Consider the following 18,258-nt stretch of genomic DNA (forward strand, 5'->3'; position numbering starts at 1 on the left):
GATTGGGTCGGCGACGGGATCGTCTGCCCGGTCTGCGCATTTGGCAAGATGGAAAATGTAGTTCGATATGAAGTCGTATTGCAGTCCCTTCTTCCTTCTCCCCTTGTGGGAGAAGGTGGCACGGCCGAAGGCCGTGACGGATGAGGGGTTACTGGGCTCGAAGTTTGTGGCTACCCCTCACCCGTCCGCGCTACGCGCGGCCACCCTCTCCCACAAGGGGAGAGGGAAGAAAGAAGTGCAGAGTCTTGCTGTTATCGGCCCGGACGCAGCTCGAGGCTTTCCAGCCCGGCCGCGACGTTCAGTCCCGTCGAGCCCTGCAGGCTGAGCGGCTGCAGCGCGATCGAATTGGCGGAGCCGCCGACCAGCACGTTGGCGCCAAGGCCGACGCCGAACGAGGCCGAGCCCTGTGCTCCCGCATAATTGCCGGACAGGTCGCCCATTCCGGCGCGCTCGACGGGGGCGAACACCGCCCAGGACAACGCCGTCGATTCGGTGATGCCGAGGTCGATGCCGACCTTGCGGATGGTGGCGACATAGGGCTGGTCGGGGCGGCCGGTGGACAGCAGCACACAACCGAGATTGGTGACCGAGCCGACGATGAAGCCGACGCTGGCGCCGCCGCGGCAATTGAGGACGCCGATCTGGACGGTCTGTGGCGACTGCGCCTGAGCGCTCGAGGCGACCAGGATCGATGCGGCAAGTCCGAGAAACAGCGACGGGCGGTTCATGGCGAATTCTCCGATGCGGTGATGTTGAATTAGGAGTGCCAGACAACGGTAACGGGAGCTACCGAAAATGTACCAACTGGCTCCCATCGAACGGCGGCGCTCAACACCTCTCCCCGCTGGGGAGAGGTGGTCGCGAGGCTACCGATCCTCATAATCGCTGACGCCGTCGTGACAACGGCAGGCCAAAAAAAAGGCCCGCTTGCGCGGGCCTTTTTCAACCAAGCCGAAGCTTAGTGGTGACGACGATGGTGACGCATGCGACGGCGCTTCTCGGGAGCGGCCGGGGTCAGCTGCAGTTCGACGATGCCGGCAGCGACGTTGAAGCCGGTCTGGCCCTGAACGCTGATCGGCTGCAGGGTGAACTGGTTGCCATTGCCGCCGAGCAGGAAGTTGCCGCCGAAGCCGATGCCGACCGAGGCGTTGGAACCAACGCCACCGTAGCTGCCGGCGAGCGCGCCGCGGGGCACGCGCGCGTAGGGCGCGAAGGCGGTCCACTGCACGGTGGTGTTCTGGGTGAAGCCGAGATCGAGGCCGAAACGACGGATCGTAGCGACGTAACGCTCGGCGCGGCCACCTTCGCTCTGGAACACGCAGTTGAGGGTGGCGTTCGAACCGACGACGAAGGAGACGTTCTGGCCGCCGGTGCACTCGAGCACGCCGACGCGGACGCCCTGCTGCGCGTTGGCGGAGGCGAACGACGCCACCAGAGCAACCGTGGCTATACCGAACATTTTGGAGATCTGCATTTGCAACTTGCCTTTTTTAGGTTTGGAATTACGTGGCGGACAGGAGGGAAGCGCCGTGTTCAAAACAAGGCGCTTCCTTGAATAAGGCGACAAATCGTCGCAAGTTCCGAAGTTATCTGACAAAGATTACCGAAGGTTGGCACAAAACCGCTGAATACGGCCGCAGGCGTCTTCCAGATCCGACGTTTTGGTCGCGTAGGAAATCCGGAATGCCGGGCCGAGGCCGAAAGCCGACCCCTGCACCACCGCGACGCCTTCACTCTCTAGCAGTTCGGTGACAAAGTCCTCATCGTTCTCCAGCACCTTGCCCGACGGCGCGGTCTTGCCGATGGTACCCGCGCAGGACGGATACACGTAGAACGCGCCTTCCGGACGCGGGCAATGAATGCCGTTGGCCTGGTTGAGCATGGCGACGACCAGATCGCGGCGTTCCTTGAACACCGCATTGTTGGCCGGGATGAATTCCTGCGGACCGTTGAGGGCCTCGACCGCCGCCCACTGCGCAATCGAGCACGGGTTCGAGGTCGACTGCGACTGGATCGTGGCCATCGCCTTGATCAGCGGCGCCGGGCCGCCGGCGTAGCCGATGCGCCAGCCGGTCATGCAATAGGCCTTGGAGACGCCGTTCACCGTCAACGTGCGATCGAACAATTTCGGCTCGACCTGCGCCGGGGTGGTGAAGACGAAGTCGTCATAGGTTAAGTGCTCATACATGTCGTCGGTCAGCACCCAGACCTGCGGATGCCGGACCAGCACGTCGGTCAGCGCCTTCAGCTCGGCCCGCGAATAGGCCGCCCCGGTCGGGTTCGACGGCGAGCACAGGATCACCCATTTGGTCTTCGGCGTGATCGCGGCTTCCAGTGCAGAGGCCTGCAGCTTGAAATTGAAGTCGGCAGTGCAGACCACGGGCACCGAGGTGCCACCGGCCAGCGCCACCATCTCGGGATAGCTGACCCAATACGGCGCCGGGATGATGACCTCGTCGCCGGGGTTCAGCGTCGCCATGAACGCATTGTACAGGACCTGCTTGCCGCCGGTACCGACGATGATCTGGTTCGGCGCATAGGTCAGGCCGTTCTCACGGCTGAACTTCGCGATGATCGCGTCCTTCAGCTCGGGGATGCCGTCGACGGCGGTATACTTGGTCTTGCCGGCTTCGATGGCGTGGATCGCCGCCAGCTTGATGTTGGCGGGGGTATCGAAATCGGGCTCGCCGGCGCCAAGGCCAATGACGTTGCGACCGGCTGCTTTGAGCTGACGTGCTTTGTCCGACACCGCAATGGTTGCGGACGGCTTCACACGATCAAGCGCAGCGGACAAAAACGACATCATATTCTCCTTGCAACCGTCGCGAACCCACGTTCGCGACTCCTGGATGGACGATCCTGTTGGGATCGCGGCACCCTAAGGCGCAAGACGCTGCATCGCAAGAAGCCAAGTCAAATGGCACCTCAGAATGTTGCTTTGCAGCAGCGTTTTTTCGCGCGTTTGCGTTGAACGAAGTTAACTTCTTGCAAGAACGCGGGCAGACGACTTCACGCTTGGGTGATGCATCGCGTCATAACAGGGAATGATTTCTTTGCGTTGCGACAGGCGACGATGGTTTTCAACTTTTTCCAGCTTCAAGGGCTTGCGAGCGCGCGGCAACGGCATCATTGTTCGATCGTGATGCCGCTCGAGGTGGCGCGCGAACAACCTGTCATCGATGAATCGAACCACAGCGCATGTACAAGCTCTATTCGATGCAGCGCTCCGGCAATAGCTACAAGGTCCGCCTTGCGCTGGCGTTTTTGGACGCGCCCTATCGCGCCATCGAGGTCGATATTCTACGCGGTGAAAGCCGCACGCCGGAATTCCTTGCCAAGAATCCGAGCGGCCAGGTACCGCTGCTCGAAATCGATGACGGCCGCTACCTCGCCGAATCAAACGCCATCCTGTGGTACGTCGCGATCGGCACCTCGCTGGCGCCGGATTCGCGGATGGACCGCGCCGAGACGCTGCAGTGGATGTTCTTCGAGCAGCACGCGCTGGAGCCGAACCTCGGCGCCGCGTATTTCTGGCTGTGCCTGGTGCGCGGCGGCCGCGACCTGCAGACCCACGCGCTGGAAGACTGGATGGAGCGCGGCTATGCGGCGCTGCAGGTGATGGAAGACCATCTCCAGACCAACGACTTCTTCGCCGCAGGCCAGCTGACCATCGCGGACATCGCTCTGTACGGCTACACCCATGTCGCCGAGCAGTGCGATTTCGACCTCGACAGTTTCCCCGCGGTGCGTCGCTGGTTGCGCCGCGTCGAGCAGTCGCCGGGCTTCGTGGCCATGGACTGGCGGCCGGCCGACGCGGAGTTCGACACGCTCGACCTGGCCGCCGAGGCTTAAAAGCGCAAAATAGCGGGCATAACGGCCGGTTATGCCGTTTTTTCGCCACGTTTGCGCGGGTGTTTGCCCAAATCTTGCCGGCTACTCCCTTCAGATTGCTAGTGCGCGGGTGATTCGCCCGCGATTTGAAGGATTTACGACCATGATCCGGTCGCTTCGCGTTGTTGCAGGATTTGAGCCCCGTCCCGCCACTGTAGAATCCACCCGCCTCGGCCAAGCCGTCGCCGCCACACTGGCGGTGGCCTGCCTGTCGGTATGCCTGATCGTGACGCTGACGCTGTTGACCCTCAAGGTCGCGACAGCGATGCCCCTGCCGGCCTGACGGGTCGTTACCTCCATCCGCCGACGCGCTGACAGGTATCGCGTCCCCGCCTCCGCAACGGAGCCATCCGATGAAGACCCCCGTGGTCTGGGTTACCGCGACGCTGACGGCCGCGATCGTAATCACCCTGAGTTTCCTGATCGCCACCACGTCGCGTGGCGAGACGATTGCGTTCGCCTCCTCGGCCGGCCGCCTCGAGGTGCAGACGGTGGCCTCCGGACTGGTCGATCCATGGGCGCTGGCGTTGCTGCCGGATGGCCGCATGCTGGTGACCGAGCGCCCCGGGCGGATGCGCCTGGTAACGCCGCAGGGCCAGCTGTCCTCGCCGCTGAAAGGCGTGCCGGCGGTCTGGGCCAGCGGCCAGGGCGGGCTGCTCGACGTCATCACCGACCGCGGCTTCGCTGAGAACAACACCGTATACTTCTGCTATTCCGAGCGCAGCGGCAGCGGCGGACGCACCGCGGTGGCGCGCGGCCGGCTGGTCGACGGCACGGCACCCGCGCTCGACCAGGTGCAGGTGATCTTTCGCCAGGATGGCCCGCTGTCGTCCGGCAGCCATTATGGCTGCCGGATCGTGCAGGCCAGTGACGGCAACCTGTTCGTCACGCTCGGCGACCATTTCAGCTTCCGCGACGAGGCACAGAACCTCGGCAATCATCTCGGCAAGCTGATCCGCATCGCGCCCGATGGCCAGGTACCGAAAGACAATCCCTTCGTCGGCCGCGACGGCGCGAAGCCCGAGATCTGGAGCTACGGCCACCGCAATCCGCAGAGCCTCGCCACCAACCCGGCCAACGGCGAACTGTGGGAGATCGAGCACGGCCCGCGCGGCGGCGACGAGGTCAACATCATCGGCCGGGCCAAGAACTACGGCTGGCCGGTCATCGGCTTCGGCATCGACTATTCCGGTGCCAAAATACACGAGGCCACGGCGAAGGACGGCATGGAGCAGCCGATCAAATATTGGGTGCCATCGATCGCGCCTTCCGGCATGGCGTTCTATACCGGCGAGCTGTTTCCGGCCTGGCGCGGCAGCCTGTTCACCGGCGCGCTCGGCGGCCAGATGCTGGTGCGGCTGTCGTTGCAGGGCAACGCCGTGACCGGCGAAGAGCGCCTATTGCGAAATCTCAACGAGCGCATCCGAGACGTCCGGCAGGGACCGGACGGCGCGCTCTATCTGCTGACGGATAGTTCCGCGGGGCGGATTCTTCGCGTGGTGCCGGCGAAGTGGTAGTTCGTCGGCGGATACTATAAGCCACAAACTTTGCCGTCATCCTGAGGCGCCGTCGCGAAGCGGCGGCCTCGAAGGATGCGCCGCAAGCGCCATCGCCCGTGGCCCCTATCCTTCGAGGCTCGCCCTTTCGGGCGAGCACCTCAGGATGACGGTGACGGTGTTTGCTGTGATCTACGGAATGATCTTCTCTGACCGCAGCCGCACAAACAGCTCGAAGAAGCTGTCTTCGGTCGGCTGATAGTCGAGAAAGCCGAGCTTGCGGCTCTTGCCCATGTCGGTGACGACCTCGATCGGCCGGCCAAGATCGGCGTCGGTGTGCCATGCCGACGACACCACGCCGAGATCGCTCTCCGCCAGGCCATGCTTCTTCGCGATGTCGGCCCAGACCGGGGCTGCGTCGGCGAGTTGCGTTTCCAGCGGCGTCACCTTGTCCGGGAACGGGGCCGCCTCGATGCCGAACCATTCGGCAATCCGCGGCCACATCCAGCTCCAGCGAAATACGTCGCCATTGACGACGTTGAAGGCCTGGTTGCGCGCGGCCTCGGTGGTCGAGGCCCAGGCGAGGTGCTTCGCCAGCAGCCGCGCATCGGTCATGTCGGTGAGCCCATTCCACTGCATCGCCGAACCCGGAAACACGAAGGGGCGCCCCGTGGCCTTGCAGATCGTGGCATAGACCGCGAGCGTGACGCCCATGTTCATCGCATTGCCGACGGCATAGCCGATGATGGTGTGCGGCCGGTGCACGCTCCATCCGAAGCCGTCGCGCTTCGCCGCGCCGAACACTTCGTCTTCCTGCGCATAGTAGAAGTTTTCAACTTCCAGCCGCGGCTGCTCCTCGCGGAACGGCGTCGCCGGCAGCGTGCCCTTGCCATAGGCCTCGAACGGTCCGAGGTAGTGTTTCAATCCCGTCACCAGCGCGACGTGCTGCACCGATTTGCCCGGCGACAGCGCGTCGAGCAGGTTGCGCACCATGGCGCCGTTGACCTTGATGTTCTCGGCTTCCGTATTCTGCCGCATCCAGGTGGTGAGAAAGACATGGCTGGGCCGGACCTCGGCCAACGCCGTGCGCAGCGAGCCGGGATCGAGCAGGTCGGCCGCAACCGCCGTTACGCCGTCGATGGCCGACGGCCGCCTTGCAAGGCCGTGGACATTCCACCCCTTGCCGACCAGATGCCGCGCGAGATTGTTGCCGACGATGCCGCTGGCACCGACCACGAGTGCTGAATGTGTCATGAATTTCCTTGAAAGAGCTTCGCTCTATATGGGCATCGGTGCAGCCAAGGCCAGCAACATGGCGATCACGACCATTTGTGGAAGATAAAAAACGCGCCGAGCGCGATGAAGGCGAAGCCGAGCGCGTGATTCCAGCCAAGCGGTTCTTTGAGGTACAGAACCGAAAACGCCGCGAATACGACCAGCGTGATCACCTCCTGCATCGTCTTCAACTGCGCGGCGTTATAGACCTCGCTGCCCCAGCGATTGGCCGGCACCGCCAGCCAGTATTCGAAGAACGCGATGCCCCAGCTCACCATGATGACCAGCGGCAGCGAGGCGCCCTTGAACTTCAGATGGCCGTACCAGGCGAAGGTCATGAACACGTTCGAGGCAAACAGCATCAGGATCGGCAGCACTAGCGGCGGAATGGTGAATGGCATCGGCGTCCTTTCAATCGGCGGCAACGCCGTAGCTCGGGCGCGGGTTCCGCAGGACTTGACCACAGCCGTTACAATAATCCCGAAAATCCGACGCATTCACCGGCACAATTCTTAACGGTAACAAAAAGCAACTCTGGGCGATTCGGAAATGAGGCGTCATCGTGCAGTTCTTGTCTGTGAGACAGACCAGGAAACGCACATGCAGTTCGACTGGACCTTGCTTTTCCACCCCGCTCTGGCCACGGCGTTCGCGCTGTTTGCCGTCGTCGGCGGTGCCGTCGCCATTCGAAACCGCCTGCTGAAGGCGCGACAGCGCGACCTCGAGCGCCGTGCCACCGCCGACAGATTGTCCGCCGCGCTTGACCGGATCGACATCGGAGTCGTGCTGCTCAATGCCGACACCCGCGCCGAATTCATCAACCGCGCCTTCCGCGCGCAATTCCGCCTGCCCGACGCCAAGGCCGACAGCAAGCCGCCGCTGATCGCGCTGATGTATCACTGCCGCGACAACCACGCGTTCGAACTGCCGGAAGACGAGGTCGAAGGCTTCGTGGCCAGCCGCGTCGAAATGATCCGCGCCGGCGACCCGACGCCGATGAATCTGCGCCTCGCCAATGGTGAGGTGCTGCGGCTGAGCTGCACCGCGCTGCCCGATGGCGGCCGCATGCTGAGTTGCACGCCGGTCACCGACCTGGTCCGGCGCAACGATGACCGCGCTCACCGCGATCATTATCTGTCGGTCCGCGACACCGGCGATCTGTTCGCCGAACGCCATCTGGATGCGGCGGAGTAAAAAGCTGTCATTCCGGGATGCAGCAGACGGCGGAGCCGGCTGATGCAGGCCCGGAATCTCGAGATGTTCTGCAAAATATCTTGAGGTTCCGGGTTCGCTCGAGCTTCGCTCTCGCGCCCCGGAATGACAACTTAGAGCTCTCGAAGTTGATAACCTCCCCCGTCATTTCCACGTCATCCGGCGCGGCTAGCTTCCGCTCCGCACCCTGCGGCTGCCCCCCGTCGCCGGCGGGATGCGCTTCAGCGGTCCCCGTCAGTTGCCGCGCTGACCGGGGCCGTTTTTTTGCCTGCCCCGCGCGGCGCTGTATAAGCAGGTCATGATCCGCTTCGCCTTTGCTCTTGCCGCCCTTGCCATCGTCATCCTGGTGCTGGTGCCGTTCCAGTGGCTCGGCCTCGCGCTGGGCTGGCCGATCCAGCGCCGCATCCCGCATCTGTTCCACCGCGCCTTCTGCCGCCTCGCCGGCGTCCGCATCCGCGAGGTCGGCACCCGCACGGCGGACACGCCGGTGCTGATCCTCGCCAATCACGTCTCCTGGCTCGACATCTGCGTGATCGGCGCACTCGCGCCGGTGGTGTTCATCGCCAAGAGCGAGGTCGCGACCTGGCCGGTGTTCGGCTTTCTGGCGCGGCTGCAGCGCACCATCTTCATCGAGCGCGAGCGCCGGCAGAAGACCGGCGCGGCCACGCAGGAAATCGGCGACCGGTTGCTGGGTGGCGACGCCGTGGTGTTGTTCGCCGAGGGCACCTCGAGCGACGGCATCCGCATCCTGCCGTTTCGCTCGGCGCTGATCGGCGCCGTGCATCACGCGCTCGGCGAGTCCGTGCATCACAACGAGATCATCGTGCAGCCGCTGTCGCTGGCCTATGTCGGCTTCGGCGGTTTGCCTGTGGGCCGGGCGCTACGCGACAATGTGGCATGGTATGGCGACGCGGATCTGATCCCGCATTTCATCGGCATTTTGAAAGCCGGTGCTACCGACATCACCGTGACCTGGGGCGAAGCCACCGCCTACGACATGAGCGCCGACCGCAAGGCGATCGCGCGCGAGGCCGAACGCAGCGTGCGGCGGATGACCTCGGCCGCGCTGCGTGCCGGCGCGCCGAAGCAAGCCGCGTTGCCCGCGCCGGAGCAGGCCGCTGCGGACGCCACCCCTGCGGTCGCCTGAGGCTGCAGCACAGCGGCCATGAGGCGCTGCGGCTTGCCGCAATCTGGACCACGGGCGATAAAGCGGTCCCATCTTTTCGGACAGGACCCTTCATGCAAATTCGCAATCTCGGCGGCTCCGGCCTGCGCGTCTCCGCGGTCGGCCTCGGCTGCAACAATTTCGGCCAGCGCACCGATCTCGAAACCTCGCGCAAGGTGATCCACAAGGCGATCGACCTCGGCATCACTTTGTTCGACACTGCCGACATCTATGCCGGCATGGGCGGCTCTGAGACCGTGCTCGGCCAGGTGCTCGGCGACCGCCGCAAAGACATCGTGCTCGCCACCAAGTTCTGCAAGCCGATGGCCACCGACGGCAGCAAGCAGGGCGCGTCGCGCCGCTACATCATGAGCGCGGTGGAAGCCAGCCTGAAGCGGCTCAACACCGATTACATCGACCTCTACCAGCAGCACGATTACGATCCGCTGACGCCGATCGAGGAGACACTGCGCGCGCTCGACGATCTCGTCCGCCAGGGCAAGGTGCGCTACATCGGCAACTCGAACTTCCCGGCCTGGCGTCTGGCGCAAGCCGAGATGACCGCGCGCGGCATCGGCACCTCGCCGTTCGTGTCGTGCCAGGACGAATACAGCCTCGTGGTGCGCGACATCGAGAAGGACCTGCTGCCGGCCGCGCAGCATTTCAACCTCGGCCTGCTGCCGTTCTTCCCGCTGGCCTCGGGCCTGCTCACCGGCAAGTATCAACCCGGCGCAGCGCCGCCGGAAGGCAGCCGCTTCGCGATCGCGCCCGCCTTACGCGACCGCTCGGTCAATCCGCGCAACGAGGCCATCGTGGCCAGGCTCGATGCCTTCGTGAAAGCGCGCGGCCACACCATGCTGGAGCTCGCCTTCTCCTGGCTCGCGGCACGACCGCAAGTATCGAGCGTCATCGCCGGCGCCACGCGCGTCGAGCAGATCGAGCAGAACGTGAAAGCGATCGAGTGGACGATCAGTGCCGAGGACATGGCGGAAATCGACAAGATCACGCTGGGATAGTTGCGCACTTTCTTCCCTCTCCCCTTGTGGCAGAGGGTGGATCGACCGCGCAGCGGTCGAAACGGGTGAGGGGTAGTGATGCGCTCCGAGCCCAAAGCCCCCTCATCCGACGCGGACTAACGTCCGCGCCACCTTCTCCCACAGGGGGAGAAGGAAAAAGAAAGCAGCAAGCGTAGGGCGCAATAGCGACGCGCAGTCCCCCACTCACGACACGGCGGCGGATTACGCTTCGCTAATCCGCCCTGCCCATGCCATCCGCTGTGCGGAATATCCGTCCTCGACCAATGACTTAAAAGCCATTGTGACTTCGCGACTCCTGTGTCAGCGTGCGTGAAAATATAAAACACGGGGAAGAACTGATGCCTGATATCCTGAAGATGGATGAATTGCTCGCGATCCATGAACAGAACCGTAGCTCCACCCCCCCTCGTGTTGCAGTGCGGCCGGCGCGTAATGCCGCTGTGATGAAGTGGTCCATCATCGGTCTCGGCACCATGTTCTATGCCGTGCCGGCGCTCGCGATGATCGGTTACGCCTTCTGGGTCGCGGCCAACCTCAACAAGTAATGCGCAGGATGGGCAAAGGCGCATTTGCGCCGTGCCCACCACCGTTCCACGCTGAACCGCGGCGGGCACTCCCGACCGCGCGCGGCGCGATCGGGCTTTGCCCACCCGGCGGGATCGCCTCGATTGCGACCCACGGCATGGACCGCGGCGCGGTTTTGCCGGAAGGTGAGCTGCCGCCGCAACGGCGGGCGAATCATCGTTCCGGGGATTGCCATGTCATCATCCGCTTTGCGTAACGCACTCGTCGCCGCCACCCTGGCCATCGCCAGCCTCGGGGTTTCCTCCGTTGCGCGCGCCGACAGCGGCACCATTCGCATCAATGTGCTGAAGGGCGGCTGGTTCATCGGTGCGTCCGGCGGCTCCGGCACGCTGACGTTTCGCGGCCGCACCTATCCACTGTCGATCGGCGGGCTTAGCGCCGGCCTGGTATTCGGCGCGTCGCAGACCTACCTGTCCGGTCGCGTCAGCCGTATCAACCGACCGTCGGACGTCGCGGGCGTCTATGGCGCAGGCGGCGCGGGTGCCGCGATCGGCCGCGGCGTCAGCGCCATCGTGCTCGCCAACGAGAAAGGCGCCGTGCTCGAACTCTCCGGCCGGCAGACCGGGTTGATGGTCAATGCCGATCTCAGCGGTCTGGCGATCTCGCTGAAGTAGACCCGGCAGCTCGTAGCCCGGATGGAGCGTAGCGCAATCCGGGGCCCGCGTTTCAGCACCAGCGATTTTCCCGGATTTCGCTGCGCTCCATCCGGGCTACGATTGCAGAGCGAAAAGCCCGGCGGGGTGACCGCCGGGCTTTTGCTTGCTGCGATGCGGGACGGGTCGGTTACATCGACGACTTCATCATCCCCATCTGCTGCGCCTTCATGTAGCTCTTGCAGGCGCCCTTCATATCGCCCTTGGACATCTGCGTATTGGCCATGGCCATCTCCTTCATCATGCCCATCTTGCCCGGACCATCCGGCATCGACGCGCCGGCGCTCATGGATTTCATCATGTTATCGCTGGTGCATTTCATCATCGCAGCAGATGCGGGGCTGCAGGCAGCGGCGATGGCAATGGTGGCGGCAGCAATCATCAACTTCATGTTTCGCTCTCCCAGGCGGCCCAATTGCCGCGTCAAACCAGCCGAACTATCCCTGTCCGGTTCCAGCGGCAGCATCGTTTTCTGATATCAGCCGCTGACGTAGGAGATACGCACTGCCCGGGCATTAGGTTGCAGGGCGCGACAAATTTGCCGGGTCCGCCTTCCATGCCGGACTGGTATCAGGCGACCAGCCCCTTCGCCGGCCGCACCATCGCGCTGTCCGGGAATACGCTGTCGGCCAGCACGCGTTCGCCGAGGCCGAGGTGGTCATGCAGCACGCCCTTGAGGATCGCGCGAAGGTCCATGGTCGGCGCGAGATCTCGGGATTCGTAAAGATCGGAGGCGCGCAGCCCCGGCCAATTCGCGATCACCCGCCCTCCGGCCACCGCGCCGCCGGCGAGCAGCGCCACGGTACCGGTGCCGTGGTCAGTGCCGGACGTGCCGTTGATCTTTGCCGTACGGCCGAATTCGGTGGCGACGACGATCACGGTGTCGCGCCAGTGGGAGCCCAGCCCGGTTTCGAACTCCGCGAGCGCGCCGTCGAGCCCGCCCAGTAATTGCGCGAGGCGTCCAACCGGGCCGCCTTCCTGCGCATGGGTGTCCCAGCCGTCGAACGCCAATGCCGCAACGCGCGGGCCGTCGTCGGCGGCCATCAATTTGGCGGCGCCGCGCGCCACCTGCTGCATCGCCGAGATCTTGACGCCGGGCACGGGCTTCATCGCGTCGCCCTTGGCGAGCTTGTCGAGTTGCAATCCCTGCGACAGCGCCGTCGCCAGCGCGGGGTCGCGATGCTGGTAGAGCTCGATCAGGCGGGCCGCGGTGTCATCGGAAGCATTCGGCAGGTTGACCGGCGACCAGCCGACGGTCGGCGCCGCGCCGCGCAAGATCAGCGGCGTGGTCGGGCCAATGGCGAGCCCCGACGAGACGCGCTCGCCGCGCGGCAGAGCGGCGATCGCGCGGTTGAGCCAGCCGGACTGCACACGGCCGGGGCCGGGGAAGCCGCTCTCCAGCGTATCCTGGCCATCGAAATGCGAGCGCTCGCGATACGGGGTGGCCACCGCATGCACCACGGCCGCTTTGCGCTCGCGGTACATCCGCGCGAATTGCGGCATCGACGGATGCAGGCCAAAGAACGAGTCGAGCATAACTGCGGCATTCGGCCCGTCCTTGGCGAGCGCGATCGAACCGTGCAGTCCGGCGTAATCGGGATCGCCGATCGGCGCCACGGTAGCGAGACCGTCGAGCGCACCGCGCAGGATGATGACGACCAGCCGAGGATCACGCGCGTCCGCCGCGCGGGCGAATTTCGGGATGTAGGCCCAGGCGGCAAAGGCGGCGCCTGACAGCAGCAGCGAGCGGCGCGTCGGAAAGATCCGGGTTTCGCAATCCATCGTCATCTCCTCTGGAATTCCGGTGACATCAAAAGCAGTGCCAGCGCCTGCTGTCGCGTCTCGGCGCGCGCGATGGTCTGTCGCGTCTCGTTCGATGCCGCCTCGCCCGCCACCACTTCCAGCAAGTCGCGGGCATCGATGCTGTCGGCGATCTTCGATGATACTTGCGCGGCAATATCGAGCCGCAGCTTGAGGCCTTCCGGCGCCGCCCAGGCGGCGTTGCTGTCGGCGAAGCCGTTCGGCCCCGGCGGCGTCCACAGCGGCTGGCCCATCATGGCGAGGCTGCCGATGGTGCGGTTAGGCTCTTCGGGAATCCGTCCAAGGATGCGGCCGGTGGCGATGAGATATTCATACGGCAAGCGCATTTTGGTCAGCGGCGCGGTCCACGCCTCGTCGGAATCGACCAGCGCGAGCGCCAGCGCCTTCAGATCACCATCGGTTTTCGAGAACACGGCCTGCAGTTTCGCGACCAGCGCCGGGGGCGGCGTATCGGCGACAAAATGCTGCGCGAATTTATGCGCGATGAACTTCGCCGTGGCCGGGTGCCGCGCGATGTCGGCGAGTGCGGCTTCACCCTGCCCCACGCCGGCGTCGTCATAACTCTTGCCGAGCAGCAGCTGCGGGCCCGGCTGATGCGCGTTGGCGTTGAACGCGAAGCTGCCGGGCAGGCCGATCTTGCCGTCGCGGCCGGCGAAGGTCCAGCCGGTGATGATGCGCGCCAGCGCGGTCACGTCGGCCTGCGTATAGCCGGCGCCGACGCCGAGCGTATGCAGCTCCATGATCTCGCGAGCGAGGTTTTCGTTGAGGCCGCGCTTGCCGCGCTGGCCGGCTTTCGATTCCGGGCCGATCGATTGCTGGTTGTCGAGGAAGAACAACATCGCCGGATGCTGCTCGACCGCGCGCAGCATGCCGGCAAACTTGCCGAGCACGAATGGGCGGATCGCCTCGCGCTCGAACGAGCCCGCCCAGATCCGCGCCGGCTCGCCCTTGCTGGCGGAGATGCAGAAGTGATTCGACCAGAAGGTGACGAGCCGCTCGACGAAGCCGCCATCGGCGATGGTGGCGCGCTGGATCCGCGCCAGTGCCTCTGCGGTGAACACCTTTTGCACGACATTGGGCGGCGGCTGCGCGACCGGCGGCTTCGGCGCATCGGGCTGCACGGTCATGACCGTATTGCCGGCACTCATCGCATCGGCGTTGCCATCCATCGCCGGCGGCGCCTCGGCAGCCTTGACGGCGTCACGCGCCGCCTTGACCTCGAGCTGGTAGGCGAACAGCGCCTGCCCCAGCGCCGGCGTCGACTGCAGGCCGGGCAATTCGAGCAGCGCGCCATTGGCACGCGCAAGCTCCGCTTTGACGAAGCCGCGCGGATCGGAGGCCGCGCTGACGAAATCGCCGGCCGCGCCGCCGCGGGCGCCGAAGCCGAAGCGATTGAGCGCCACAAGCGCCATCTGCGGATCGCGGGCCATCCCAACTCCTCGGCTTTCTCTGATCACGACATCGACGTATGATCGCCGGCGGCTGACTATACGGCTGCGATCAATGAACGCTGGATGAAAACCCGGTCAAAATTTGGCTGAACCGATGACAGATTCGAGAGTAACGATCGTTCCGACCAGCCGTCGCCTCGTCTGCGCCGAATGCGGCACCGAATTCGGCTGCGACCTGTCCGGCAACTGCTGGTGCATCGACGAGCCGGTCGCGCTGCCGATGCCGACCGCGGGCGGCGACTGCCTGTGTCGGGAGTGTCTGCGCAACAAGACGGGGGCTGCAGTCGACGCGGCTAGCTGACTTCTCCGTCGCCGCCATTGGCTTTAGCCGCGAAAAACGGGGCGATGAACGCCAGCGGCCAGATGAAGGTGATAAACCCCGGCGCAAACGGCGCCACGGCAAAAGCGACGACGAAGACGAGTGCCGAGAACGCCGGCGCGCCGAGCATCTGCCAATGCCGGCCGGGCGCGGCCGCCATCACCCAGAGCACGAGGTTGATGGTCGCGATCAGCGCCAGGTTGAACGCATAGAGGGTGGCGACGTCGCGGGCCTGGGAATAGCTGCCATACAGGCCGGAGGTCACCGGCAGCAGGATGATCGAGAGCAGGTACAGCAGATTGACCAGCACGGCGGCGCGGCCGCCGTCCGGCGCATAAGCAAGCCGGCGCTGGTGGCTGAACCAGAACATGCCGGCGATGACGAAGCTGAGCAGCAGCGCCAGCAGGTTCGTGCCGTACACGGCGGCAATCGCGTGCCAGTCCGGCGTGGCGACCATCAGTTTCTGCTTCGGCAGATCGTAGGCCAGCAGCGTCATCGCCACACCGAAAATGGTGTTGCTCAACGCCTCCAGCCGCCGCATCTCGAACGCTCCGAGCCGGTTCGCCATGAAGATTCCCACGTTAGCCGGAGCGGAGTATCTTGTCTTTTGGGATAAAGGGCAAATTCAGGAAACCTGCTGCGATCGCCGCAACCTGTTTCAGTGCGCGCCGGCGCTGCGGCGGTCGCGATCGGTCTGGATGTAGTACAGCCGCTTGGCCTGCAGCATCAGCATGTCGGCGCGCTTGACGACCTGCTCGAGCCGTTCGCCGGGCCGGCTGGTGCTGATGCCGGTCGAGACGCTGAGCTCGAGGTCCGGATAATACTGGTTGTTGACCTCGATCAGTTCGGCCAAAGACGCCAGCACGGCTTCGCCGCCGGCGGCGTCGGTGCCGGGCAGCAGCACCGCGAACTCGTCGCCACCGATGCGCGCCACCGTCGCCGGCTTTTCCACCAGCGAGCCGAACACCTCGCCGGCGCGGCGCAGCAGCGCGTCGCCGACGGCGTGGCCGAGTTCGTCATTCGCGGTCTTCAGCCCATTGAGATCAGCGATGATGATGGTGACCGGCTGCTGGCCCCTGCGCTCCAGCCGGTTCAACTCGTCGACATAAAACGACCGGTTGAGCGTTCGCGTCAGCACGTCGTGGGTACCGAGATATTCGAGATAGGCTTCCGCCTTCTTGCGCGCGGTGATGTCGGTCAGCGCAACCTGCACCCTTGACCAGTCGCGCTCGTGGTTCGGCAGCACGGAGAATTGCAGCAGCAGGTGCAGCTTGGTGCCGTCGAGCGCATAATTGACCACCTCGCGCTGCTGAAACAGTTTGCCATTCCACAGGTCGATCAACTGCTCGCGGAAATGCGGCCCCATCTCGTCGCGAAACACGTCGCCCAGATTGCGCAGCAGGGTTTCCTTGTCGGGCGCGCCGAACAGTTCCAGCGTGCGGGCATTGACGTCGAGCACGCGGATCTCGCTCATGCAGCGCGACACGAACTCCTCATGCACGTCAGTGAAGACGCGAAAATCCTCGACGCCGCGCTCGCGCACTTCGTCGATCAGCCGTTTCACACCGCTGAAATCCTCGACCCACAGCGACACCGGCGAATGCGCGAACAGGCCGAACGCATAGTCCTCGCTCTTGGCAAGTCGGCGCCTCGCGCCCTCGCGTTCGGTGACGTCCTCGATCGCGATCATGACGCGGTCCCAGCGCGCTTCATGGCCGGGCAGCACCGTGCCGTGCAACTGGATGTCGAGCCGGTCGCCGGCCAGCGTGTAATTGACGGTGTGGCTGGAGAACTGGGTCTGCCCGCTCCACAATTGCGCCAGCTCCGAGACGTGGCTCTTGAAGGTGTCGTCGCGCATCACGAGGCTGAGGCTGACCATCAGATGGTTGAGGTCGCGCGCCCCGAACAGCGACAGCGTCTTGCGGTTGACCCGGAGGATGCGGATGCGCTGCGAGCATTCCTGGACGCGGGCAGGATTGGCCAGCAGATAGGTCCCGATGTCATCGACGCCCTGCGCCTGCCACTGCTCGAACAGCGCCTTGACGTCGCTGTAGTCTTCGATCCACAGCGAAACCGGCGCCAGTTCAAACATCTTGGCATCGGTGTCGGGATCAATCGGAAAAGACATGGCGGCCTTGAAAAATTCAGTCAGGGAATGTTCCGACCCTTATGCGCCTACCGGTTAAGAATGTCCCTATCGATGTGTGTGAAAAAACAACCGGCGCCGAACCGCGAGGTCCGGCGCCGATGTGATCCGGCAGGCCGTGACAGCCGGCTGCGCTACGGCTGGCCAGAGCCGCCGGCGGCGCCGTAAACCTGGCCGGTGGCGTAGGTCGCATCCGGCGCCGCCAGCTGCACATAGATCGATGCCAGCTCGACCGGCTGGCCGGCGCGGCCGAGCGGCGTCGTGGCGCCGAACTTCTCCAGCTTCTCCATGGTCGCCCCGCCGGACACCTGCAGCGGCGTCCAGATCGGACCGGGCGCCACCGCGTTGACGCGGATGCCCTTGGCCGCCAGCTGCTTGGCCAGCGATTTGACGTAGCTGGTCGTGGCGGCCTTGGTCTGCGCGTAATCGTAGAGTTCGGCCGAGGGATCGATCGCCTGCTCCGACGAGCTGGCGATGATTACCGCGCCCGGCTTGAGATGCGGCATCGCCGCCTTGATGGTCCAGAACGGCGCGTAGATGTTGGTCTTCATGGTAGCGTCGAATTCTTCCGACGTGATGTCCATGATCGAGGCCTGGGTCTGCTGCCGGCCGGCATTGTTGACGAGAATGTCGAGCCCGCCGAGACCCTGCACCGCCTTCGCGACCATCTCCTGGCAGAACGCCTCGGAACGCAGATCGCCGGGGATCGCCACCGCGACGCGGCCCTCGGCCTTGATCAGCGCGATAACCTGCTGTGCGTCGGGCTCTTCATCCGGTAGATAATTGATGGCGACGTCGGCGCCCTCGCGCGCATAGGCGATCGCCGCGGCGCGGCCCATGCCGGAATCGCCGCCGGTGATCAGCGCCTTGCGGCCGGCAAGACGGCCTGACCCCTTGTAGCTCTTCTCGCCATGGTCCGGCAGCGGATCCATCTGGCTGGCCAGGCCCGGCCATTTTTGCGACTGCTTCTTGTAGGGCGGCACCGGATATTTGGTGCGGGGATCTTCGAGCGGAACGGCGGCCATCGGCGGATTTCCTTGCGCAAAAGCGGGAGCGGCCGAGGTTGCCAGACCGGCGAGACCCAAGCCTGCTCCGCCGACGACGTTTCGTCGCGTGAGTGATAGGCGTGTAGAATCGTTGTCCTGGGTGGTCATGCTGCAATCCTCGTGATGAGCACGCCTAACCCGGCCAATTGCTCATCGTTCCG

General features: G+C 64.6%; 20 protein-coding genes. 10 read left to right on the plus strand and 10 right to left on the minus strand.

The window, feature by feature from the left end:
• Positions 1-251: 251 nt before the first annotated feature.
• The 3 genes from FIU28_RS20470 to FIU28_RS20480 all read right to left on the minus strand — a co-directional run bounded on the left by FIU28_RS20470 (position 252) and on the right by FIU28_RS20480 (position 2,803).
• On the minus strand, positions 252-728 hold the full coding sequence (locus FIU28_RS20470; RefSeq protein WP_143574974.1) for a DUF992 domain-containing protein: 477 nt from the start codon (positions 726-728) through the stop codon (positions 252-254).
• A 230-nt stretch (positions 729-958) separates the two neighbouring features.
• Positions 959-1,474, minus strand: a complete 516-nt coding sequence (locus FIU28_RS20475) for a DUF992 domain-containing protein (RefSeq protein WP_143574975.1) — start codon at positions 1,472-1,474, stop codon at positions 959-961.
• A gap of 126 nt (positions 1,475-1,600) precedes the next feature.
• Positions 1,601-2,803: a pyridoxal phosphate-dependent aminotransferase gene (locus FIU28_RS20480; RefSeq protein ID WP_143574976.1), complete on the minus strand. Its 1,203-nt coding sequence runs from the start codon at positions 2,801-2,803 to the stop codon at positions 1,601-1,603.
• Positions 2,804-3,198: 395 nt separating this feature from the next.
• Here FIU28_RS20480 and FIU28_RS20485 point away from each other — a divergent pair, with 395 nt between their 5' ends.
• From FIU28_RS20485 to FIU28_RS20495, 3 genes are all read left to right on the plus strand, one after another.
• Positions 3,199-3,852 carry a glutathione S-transferase family protein gene (locus FIU28_RS20485; RefSeq protein WP_143574977.1) on the plus strand — a complete coding sequence of 218 codons (654 nt, stop codon included), beginning with the start codon at positions 3,199-3,201 and terminating at the stop codon, positions 3,850-3,852.
• Positions 3,853-3,994: 142 nt separating this feature from the next.
• The gene (locus FIU28_RS20490) at positions 3,995-4,174 is read left to right on the plus strand and encodes a hypothetical protein (RefSeq protein WP_143574978.1); all 180 of its coding nucleotides are present in this window, start codon (positions 3,995-3,997) and stop codon (positions 4,172-4,174) included.
• A 70-nt stretch (positions 4,175-4,244) separates the two neighbouring features.
• Positions 4,245-5,408, plus strand: coding sequence for a PQQ-dependent sugar dehydrogenase (locus tag FIU28_RS20495; protein ID WP_143574979.1), 1,164 nt, complete (start codon positions 4,245-4,247; stop codon positions 5,406-5,408).
• Positions 5,409-5,579: 171 nt separating this feature from the next.
• Here the strand turns inward: FIU28_RS20495 and FIU28_RS20500 are convergent, their stop codons facing one another.
• Positions 5,580-6,641 (minus strand): SDR family oxidoreductase, encoded by a 1,062-nt coding sequence (locus tag FIU28_RS20500; RefSeq protein WP_143574980.1) that lies wholly within the window; start codon positions 6,639-6,641, stop codon positions 5,580-5,582.
• Positions 6,642-6,706: 65 nt separating this feature from the next.
• Complete coding sequence (locus FIU28_RS20505) at positions 6,707-7,063, minus strand: DMT family protein (RefSeq protein WP_143574981.1); 357 nt, start codon at positions 7,061-7,063, stop codon at positions 6,707-6,709.
• Positions 7,064-7,262: 199 nt separating this feature from the next.
• Between FIU28_RS20505 and FIU28_RS20510 the strand changes: the two genes are divergently transcribed.
• The 6 genes from FIU28_RS20510 (at position 7,263) to FIU28_RS27375 (ending at position 11,790) form a co-directional block, all read left to right on the plus strand.
• Positions 7,263-7,856, plus strand: coding sequence for a PAS-domain containing protein (locus FIU28_RS20510; RefSeq protein WP_441351244.1), 594 nt, complete (start codon positions 7,263-7,265; stop codon positions 7,854-7,856).
• A 316-nt stretch (positions 7,857-8,172) separates the two neighbouring features.
• Positions 8,173-9,021 (plus strand): lysophospholipid acyltransferase family protein, encoded by an 849-nt coding sequence (locus tag FIU28_RS20515; RefSeq protein ID WP_143574983.1) that lies wholly within the window; start codon positions 8,173-8,175, stop codon positions 9,019-9,021.
• Between the two features lie 92 nt (positions 9,022-9,113).
• Complete coding sequence (locus tag FIU28_RS20520; RefSeq protein WP_143574984.1) at positions 9,114-10,055, plus strand: aldo/keto reductase; 942 nt, start codon at positions 9,114-9,116, stop codon at positions 10,053-10,055.
• Between the two features lie 359 nt (positions 10,056-10,414).
• Positions 10,415-10,621, plus strand: coding sequence for a hypothetical protein (locus tag FIU28_RS20525; RefSeq protein ID WP_143574985.1), 207 nt, complete (start codon positions 10,415-10,417; stop codon positions 10,619-10,621).
• 213 nt (positions 10,622-10,834) lie between these two features.
• Positions 10,835-11,275, plus strand: coding sequence for a hypothetical protein (locus FIU28_RS20530; protein WP_143574986.1), 441 nt, complete (start codon positions 10,835-10,837; stop codon positions 11,273-11,275).
• Positions 11,276-11,538: 263 nt separating this feature from the next.
• The gene (locus FIU28_RS27375; RefSeq protein WP_365948301.1) at positions 11,539-11,790 is read left to right on the plus strand and encodes a hypothetical protein; all 252 of its coding nucleotides are present in this window, start codon (positions 11,539-11,541) and stop codon (positions 11,788-11,790) included.
• A 94-nt stretch (positions 11,791-11,884) separates the two neighbouring features.
• On the opposite strand, the gene FIU28_RS20540 is transcribed toward FIU28_RS27375, so the two are convergent.
• Positions 11,885-13,102 carry a DUF1501 domain-containing protein gene (locus tag FIU28_RS20540; RefSeq protein ID WP_143574987.1) on the minus strand — a complete coding sequence of 406 codons (1,218 nt, stop codon included), beginning with the start codon at positions 13,100-13,102 and terminating at the stop codon, positions 11,885-11,887.
• On the minus strand, positions 13,099-14,565 hold the full coding sequence (locus FIU28_RS20545) for a DUF1800 domain-containing protein (protein WP_143574988.1): 1,467 nt from the start codon (positions 14,563-14,565) through the stop codon (positions 13,099-13,101). Before FIU28_RS20545 ends, FIU28_RS20540 begins: the two co-directional genes overlap by 4 nt.
• 115 nt (positions 14,566-14,680) lie before the next feature.
• Between FIU28_RS20545 and FIU28_RS20550 the strand changes: the two genes are divergently transcribed.
• Positions 14,681-14,887: a hypothetical protein gene (locus tag FIU28_RS20550; protein WP_143574989.1), complete on the plus strand. Its 207-nt coding sequence runs from the start codon at positions 14,681-14,683 to the stop codon at positions 14,885-14,887.
• Here the strand turns inward: FIU28_RS20550 and FIU28_RS20555 are convergent.
• The 3 genes from FIU28_RS20555 to FIU28_RS20565 form a co-directional block, all read right to left on the minus strand.
• The gene (locus tag FIU28_RS20555) at positions 14,880-15,473 is read right to left on the minus strand and encodes a TMEM175 family protein (protein ID WP_143574990.1); all 594 of its coding nucleotides are present in this window, start codon (positions 15,471-15,473) and stop codon (positions 14,880-14,882) included. The two genes, FIU28_RS20550 and FIU28_RS20555, sit on opposite strands and share 8 nt — an antisense overlap.
• 90 nt (positions 15,474-15,563) lie before the next feature.
• Positions 15,564-17,033 carry a sensor domain-containing diguanylate cyclase gene (locus FIU28_RS20560; RefSeq protein WP_143574991.1) on the minus strand — a complete coding sequence of 490 codons (1,470 nt, stop codon included), beginning with the start codon at positions 17,031-17,033 and terminating at the stop codon, positions 15,564-15,566.
• 152 nt (positions 17,034-17,185) lie between these two features.
• Positions 17,186-18,076 (minus strand): SDR family oxidoreductase, encoded by an 891-nt coding sequence (locus FIU28_RS20565; protein WP_246660752.1) that lies wholly within the window; start codon positions 18,074-18,076, stop codon positions 17,186-17,188.
• Between the last annotated feature and the right edge of the window lie 182 nt (positions 18,077-18,258).

It is taken from the genome of Tardiphaga sp. vice154 (genome assembly GCF_007018645.1).
Classification (GTDB): domain Bacteria; phylum Pseudomonadota; class Alphaproteobacteria; order Rhizobiales; family Xanthobacteraceae; genus Tardiphaga.

Coding starts and splice junctions, on each gene's coding strand:
- FIU28_RS20470 (WP_143574974.1), bottom strand. CDS start 728: ATGAACCGCCCGTCGCTGTTTCTCGGACTTGCCGCATCGATCCTGGTC.
- FIU28_RS20475 (WP_143574975.1), bottom strand. CDS start 1,474: ATGCAGATCTCCAAAATGTTCGGTATAGCCACGGTTGCTCTGGTGGCG.
- FIU28_RS20480 (WP_143574976.1), bottom strand. CDS start 2,803: ATGTCGTTTTTGTCCGCTGCGCTTGATCGTGTGAAGCCGTCCGCAACC.
- FIU28_RS20485 (WP_143574977.1), top strand. CDS start 3,199: ATGTACAAGCTCTATTCGATGCAGCGCTCCGGCAATAGCTACAAGGTC.
- FIU28_RS20490 (WP_143574978.1), top strand. CDS start 3,995: ATGATCCGGTCGCTTCGCGTTGTTGCAGGATTTGAGCCCCGTCCCGCC.
- FIU28_RS20495 (WP_143574979.1), top strand. CDS start 4,245: ATGAAGACCCCCGTGGTCTGGGTTACCGCGACGCTGACGGCCGCGATC.
- FIU28_RS20500 (WP_143574980.1), bottom strand. CDS start 6,641: ATGACACATTCAGCACTCGTGGTCGGTGCCAGCGGCATCGTCGGCAAC.
- FIU28_RS20505 (WP_143574981.1), bottom strand. CDS start 7,063: ATGCCATTCACCATTCCGCCGCTAGTGCTGCCGATCCTGATGCTGTTT.
- FIU28_RS20510 (WP_441351244.1), top strand. CDS start 7,263: ATGCAGTTCGACTGGACCTTGCTTTTCCACCCCGCTCTGGCCACGGCG.
- FIU28_RS20515 (WP_143574983.1), top strand. CDS start 8,173: ATGATCCGCTTCGCCTTTGCTCTTGCCGCCCTTGCCATCGTCATCCTG.
- FIU28_RS20520 (WP_143574984.1), top strand. CDS start 9,114: ATGCAAATTCGCAATCTCGGCGGCTCCGGCCTGCGCGTCTCCGCGGTC.
- FIU28_RS20525 (WP_143574985.1), top strand. CDS start 10,415: ATGCCTGATATCCTGAAGATGGATGAATTGCTCGCGATCCATGAACAG.
- FIU28_RS20530 (WP_143574986.1), top strand. CDS start 10,835: ATGTCATCATCCGCTTTGCGTAACGCACTCGTCGCCGCCACCCTGGCC.
- FIU28_RS27375 (WP_365948301.1), top strand. CDS start 11,539: ATGGCCATCTCCTTCATCATGCCCATCTTGCCCGGACCATCCGGCATC.
- FIU28_RS20540 (WP_143574987.1), bottom strand. CDS start 13,102: ATGACGATGGATTGCGAAACCCGGATCTTTCCGACGCGCCGCTCGCTG.
- FIU28_RS20545 (WP_143574988.1), bottom strand. CDS start 14,565: ATGGCCCGCGATCCGCAGATGGCGCTTGTGGCGCTCAATCGCTTCGGC.
- FIU28_RS20550 (WP_143574989.1), top strand. CDS start 14,681: ATGACAGATTCGAGAGTAACGATCGTTCCGACCAGCCGTCGCCTCGTC.
- FIU28_RS20555 (WP_143574990.1), bottom strand. CDS start 15,473: ATGGCGAACCGGCTCGGAGCGTTCGAGATGCGGCGGCTGGAGGCGTTG.
- FIU28_RS20560 (WP_143574991.1), bottom strand. CDS start 17,033: ATGTCTTTTCCGATTGATCCCGACACCGATGCCAAGATGTTTGAACTG.
- FIU28_RS20565 (WP_246660752.1), bottom strand. CDS start 18,076: ATGGCCGCCGTTCCGCTCGAAGATCCCCGCACCAAATATCCGGTGCCG.